This is a genomic window from Bartonella sp. AP150HLJHH, from assembly GCF_042196385.1.
Lineage (GTDB): Bacteria > Pseudomonadota > Alphaproteobacteria > Rhizobiales > Rhizobiaceae > Bartonella.
Genome location: NZ_JBHIQC010000058.1, coordinates 1 through 4,687 on the forward strand (window position 1 = coordinate 1; position 4,687 = coordinate 4,687).

The 4,687-nt window shown below is 32.8% G+C and carries 4 protein-coding genes; 1 reads left to right on the forward strand and 3 read right to left on the reverse strand.

All coding sequences use genetic code 11. The features are described from left to right. Positions 1 to 258: 258 nt before the first annotated feature. Positions 259 to 390, forward strand: coding sequence for a hypothetical protein (locus ACFING_RS09275; protein ID WP_375630638.1), 132 nt, complete (start codon positions 259 to 261; stop codon positions 388 to 390). A gap of 262 nt (positions 391 to 652) precedes the next feature. On the opposite strand, the gene ACFING_RS09280 is transcribed toward ACFING_RS09275, so the two are convergent. The 3 genes from ACFING_RS09280 to ACFING_RS09290 all read right to left on the reverse strand — a co-directional run bounded on the left by ACFING_RS09280 (position 653) and on the right by ACFING_RS09290 (position 3,211). Beyond that, on the reverse strand, positions 653 to 1,384 hold the full coding sequence (locus tag ACFING_RS09280; protein ID WP_375630640.1) for a hypothetical protein: 732 nt from the start codon (positions 1,382 to 1,384) through the stop codon (positions 653 to 655). A 99-nt stretch (positions 1,385 to 1,483) separates the two neighbouring features. Next, positions 1,484 to 2,146 (reverse strand): hypothetical protein, encoded by a 663-nt coding sequence (locus ACFING_RS09285; RefSeq protein WP_375630642.1) that lies wholly within the window; start codon positions 2,144 to 2,146, stop codon positions 1,484 to 1,486. 81 nt (positions 2,147 to 2,227) lie between these two features. Further along, complete coding sequence (locus ACFING_RS09290) at positions 2,228 to 3,211, reverse strand: hypothetical protein (RefSeq protein ID WP_375630644.1); 984 nt, start codon at positions 3,209 to 3,211, stop codon at positions 2,228 to 2,230. Positions 3,212 to 4,687: the final 1,476 nt, after the last annotated feature.

Consider the following 4,687-nt stretch of genomic DNA (forward strand, 5'->3'; position numbering starts at 1 on the left):
AACCTCTTTAAATGCACGTTTAAACGTTTGAAACATAAAATGAGATCTTTATAAGAAACGTTAAAACTTTTTTTTATTACAGTTATAACTTAGTTATCATTTGCTCTTAAGAACGTTTCATTTATGAAAAATGAAGATCTAGATTTCACAGCAGAGCAAAATCTTAAAAACCTTACACTTTATAAAAGCGTTTGTTTATTTATCTTATGAAAAGCTGCTTTTGAAACCTAACGCTCGTAAATGTAAAAAGAACGTTTTTTGCAGATATTTATTGAATATGCATTTGCTTTTGATTGGATTGATAAAGCTACCGAGCGTTTTGATTTGTTTGATACGTTTGATAGCCATAACAAGCGTTTTATAGGCTCTCTCATTCAAATGAGTGATTAAAGATCATACGCACATTTACGTTTCTTTTGATAAGTTTTCATATCTCTCATAGAGCACTTGCAATATGATACGTTTTGTATATATGCATTCATTACTCCATTGTGGATGATTATTTTTTATCATTATAATCGTTATTTGAAAGCCGCGTCATATCATTTGGCACGGCTTTTTTTATTTTACTCTCTCTTTTATGATATGTTTATAGCAATGCATTTTATATGCGTTTATAACCATAAAGAAGGCACGTCCCCCATGTCTCTTTTTATTCTGTTTTATCAGTTATATTGACAACATTATCCCTTTCATAAACCTCACAATTTTTTGGAACCAACCTTACTTTGCTTTTTTTATTGATTTTTGCATTGCCATAAACAGAGCCATAAATCTCACAAGAGCCACTCACACAAGCATTTCCATAAACCTTGCCATAAATTTTAGCACGACCATTAATAACAGCATAATTATAAACTTTTGCATGGCTATAAATGCAAGCAGAGCCACAAACCTTGGCATGACCATAAACGCGTGCATAACTAAAAACCGTAGCATCATAAGAAACATGCGCATGATCATAAATATGAGCATCAGCAAGAATGCGGGCACTACCATTCACATGAGCATACCCATAAATATTGCCATAAACATGAGCATTGCCATAGACAAAAGCATGGTCATAAACTTTAGCATATTGAGAGATAAAAGCTTTTCCATAGACCTCAGCATTGCCATAAACTTGACCACAGACTTGAGAAAAATGGCGTATTTTTGCATTTTCATACACCCTTGCATGACCGTAGACACAAGCCTCATCATAGACCCAGCAATTGCCATCATGGGATAGGTTAACTTCCTTTTCAATAAAGCCCCCTAAAGACCCTGCCTTTATATCATCGAAATCTTTTAAAGCTTTAATGCGATAAAGGTTTATAATATTTCGAGTAAGAGCATGTTTGATTTTTTTGATTTCACTGGTTAATTCGTATTTTTTGCACATAGAGATACCCTCACAATTTAATGTGATAAACGTTTGATAAAATTTGAAATGGAAAAATTGGGTTGGAAAGCAGGCGCCCCCGCCGCGCCCGCGCATTATTTACGCAGCGTTATTTTCAATAATCTTTACAACGGTATCGTTTTCATAAACCTCACAATTTATGGGAACCCAATATAAATCACTATCTCTTTTTAATCTTGCATTGCCATATACATTACCTCTAATCACGAAATAACCAGAGATTTTCGCATTACCATAAACAGAGCCATAAACATCAGTATGACAGCCCACGCTAGCATTCCCATAAACCTTGCCATAAATTTTAGCAGCGCCACTGATAACAGCATGATCATAAACTACCGCCTTGCTATGAATACGAGCATTTCCTGATAATTTTGCATTGCCATAAACCCGCGCCTGATGATAAACCCAAGCATTATAAGAAAGATGCGCATTGTCATAAACATGAGCATTTGCATAAACGCGGGCGCGATTACAGACATGGGCATTGCCATAAATATTACCCATTATAATAGCATTATTAAAAACCTTGGCATTTTCATAAATATGGGCAGGATTTAAAACAAGAGCATTATCGTAAACCCAGCAATTGCCATCATGAGAGAGGTTACTTTCATTTTCAATAAAACCACCCAAGGCACCAGCCTTAACATCGTCAAAATCCCTTAATGCTTGGATGCGATAAAGAGTTTGATTATTAAATACACGTGTCTCATTTGTGAGTGCAAACTTTTTTTGCATAGCACAATTCCTTTATAAATAGATTTGAATTTTAGAATGAAATGTTTAAAGGGGGGTGCCCCCGCCGCGCCCGCGCGTCATTTACACAGTTGTAAAAACAATATCACCAGTGATAACAGATTCTTTATAATTGCCACCAATTTTGGTATCACCACCAATCTCAGTATAGCCAATTACCTTGGCATTGCCATAGACATGAGCATCACCATGGACCTTGCCATAAATTTTTGCATTGTCATAAATGCGAGCATCATCATAAACCTCAGCATTATCAGAAATTAAAGCATTATTGGAAACCCAAGCGCCACCATAAACCTTGCCATAAACCTTGGCATTGTCATAAACGCAGCTCCTATCATAAACATGGGCATAACCAGTCACTATAGCATTCCCATAAACCTTGGCTTCTCTATTGACCATAGCAGCGCCACAAACATGGGCATTATCGCAAACCCTAGCATTATCAAAAACTATAGCATTTTCATAAACATGGGCATTATCATAAACCTGAGAGGTTCCTAAAACACGTGCTTTATCATAAACCTCAGCATTGCCATAAATTCTAGTTTTATCAAGAAACTTGCCATAAATAGTGTCATAAATTTTTGCATTTCCATACACTTTAGCATGTCCAAAAATATCACCATAAACCAATGCGTTCTCATATACTTGCGCATTGCCATAAACCTCAGCTCTAATATGCACGCTAGCATTGCCATAGACCCTTGCATTTTCATAAATTTTTGCAGATCCAGTAATTTTTGCATTATCCGAAACATGGGCATTATCGTAAATACGAGCATCACCATAAACCATGGCATTGCCACCGACCCAACAATCACCATTATGAGCTAAATTTGCAACCTTATGTATAAAGCCGCCTAAATCACCAGCTTTTATATTAGCAAAATCCCTTAAAGCCCGAATGCGATAAAGAGTATAATCACCAACCTCTATTGTCTCTCCTGTAAATTCGTATTTTTTTGCAGGCTCTTGTTGATTAGCAAGCGCGGTTTCATTTGCAATATTAGAGATAACGGGGATGTTTTTTACTGTATTTTTCATAATTAAAACCTTGTCGTAATTAAATTTTCTATTAACAGCCTATAGAGGGCATCGGGTGCTAGAAAACACGGCGACAAGTCCGCTGCTTACACTTTTCTCATAAAGAGTATTGTATGGTGTAAACACACCCGACAAAATCCTCATATACTAACAAAAGTATAAAAGATAGCCAATTTTTAAAAGCGTTGGAAAGATTGTTTCGTAATCTATCCGCTTGTCGTTTCAAAGTGTTTTCTAATCACTTGAATATTCATATAACAAAATACGTATTTATTGTCAAACAATATTTTATCTTTTTTGATATTTTTTTGTATTTTTTTAAATACGTTGTGTATTGATAATATCTTATGCCTATTAGTTGCTTCTTTTATATTTATATGCTTTTAAAGCTATATTATTGGCTTTCTTAAAAGATTGCGTTATTTTCTGAATCTATACATTTATAATATTTTAGAAACGCTCTCATAATGCGTATTTTAAACTTTATAACCTATCAATTTTTTTACTAAATGAATTTTAAATTTTTTGTGAATTTTGTTTATAAGGGGCTCTAATTTAAACAACCTTAATAGCACCGCGCTCTTATAACAAATGCTTTCATTTGCATTTTTGCTTTCTCTATAGTTGTTATGTTCTTTATAGCCATGGCATCATTTTTCATTTTCATAAGAGAAACGATAAATAGGATAATTGTGATTTATTGTCTGTTATGAAAATATCTCAATAGAAACTGATCATTATAGAGATTAGCAAAATCCCTTTTAATAGACTTTTGTCAGTTGTGTCAGTTCTTTTTAGACCCTATACTATTTTTTTAAAATGATAAAAAATTAAAAGCATTATATTTCAATATGTTAGTCTTTTTAAGATACAACTTATATAGATAACACAACCTTAAATACAATTAATAATATATATTTGTCAGTTATCTGTCAGTAAATTGAACTGACAAAAGTGATTATTTTAGTGTGTCATTAAAACGTGTCTTATGAAAAGCGTATGAAAGTAAAAACTGATTACGTTATTAAAATCCCTTTTATGAATTTTAATCAGTTCTTTTGAATAGATAACCTTATGATTTAGAGAATGATTACAACGTGCTTTATAAAAATCATGTGATCCTTTAAAGCTTTTCAAAAGATATCTTGTAACTCATAAGAGATGCTATCAAGATCTTTATAGTTATGAGTTTTGGGGGTGCTTTTTGTACGTATTATTTTATTTTTTTAATCCAAAATAAAAATCATTATATTTCAATATGTTAATGTTTTAAATAAACAACCTATATTAAATACAATCAGTAAATACAATCTATAATATACATTTAAAGGGGTTTTGTAGGGGTTTTGGGGGTTTTAAGAACCTACAAAACCTATAAGCAAAATGAATATACATAACTCTCTTTAAACAAAGCTTTTGAAAACAATAAAGCTATCATTTTAGATTACGGTATAATCTTTTAAAGGCAATGTAAAA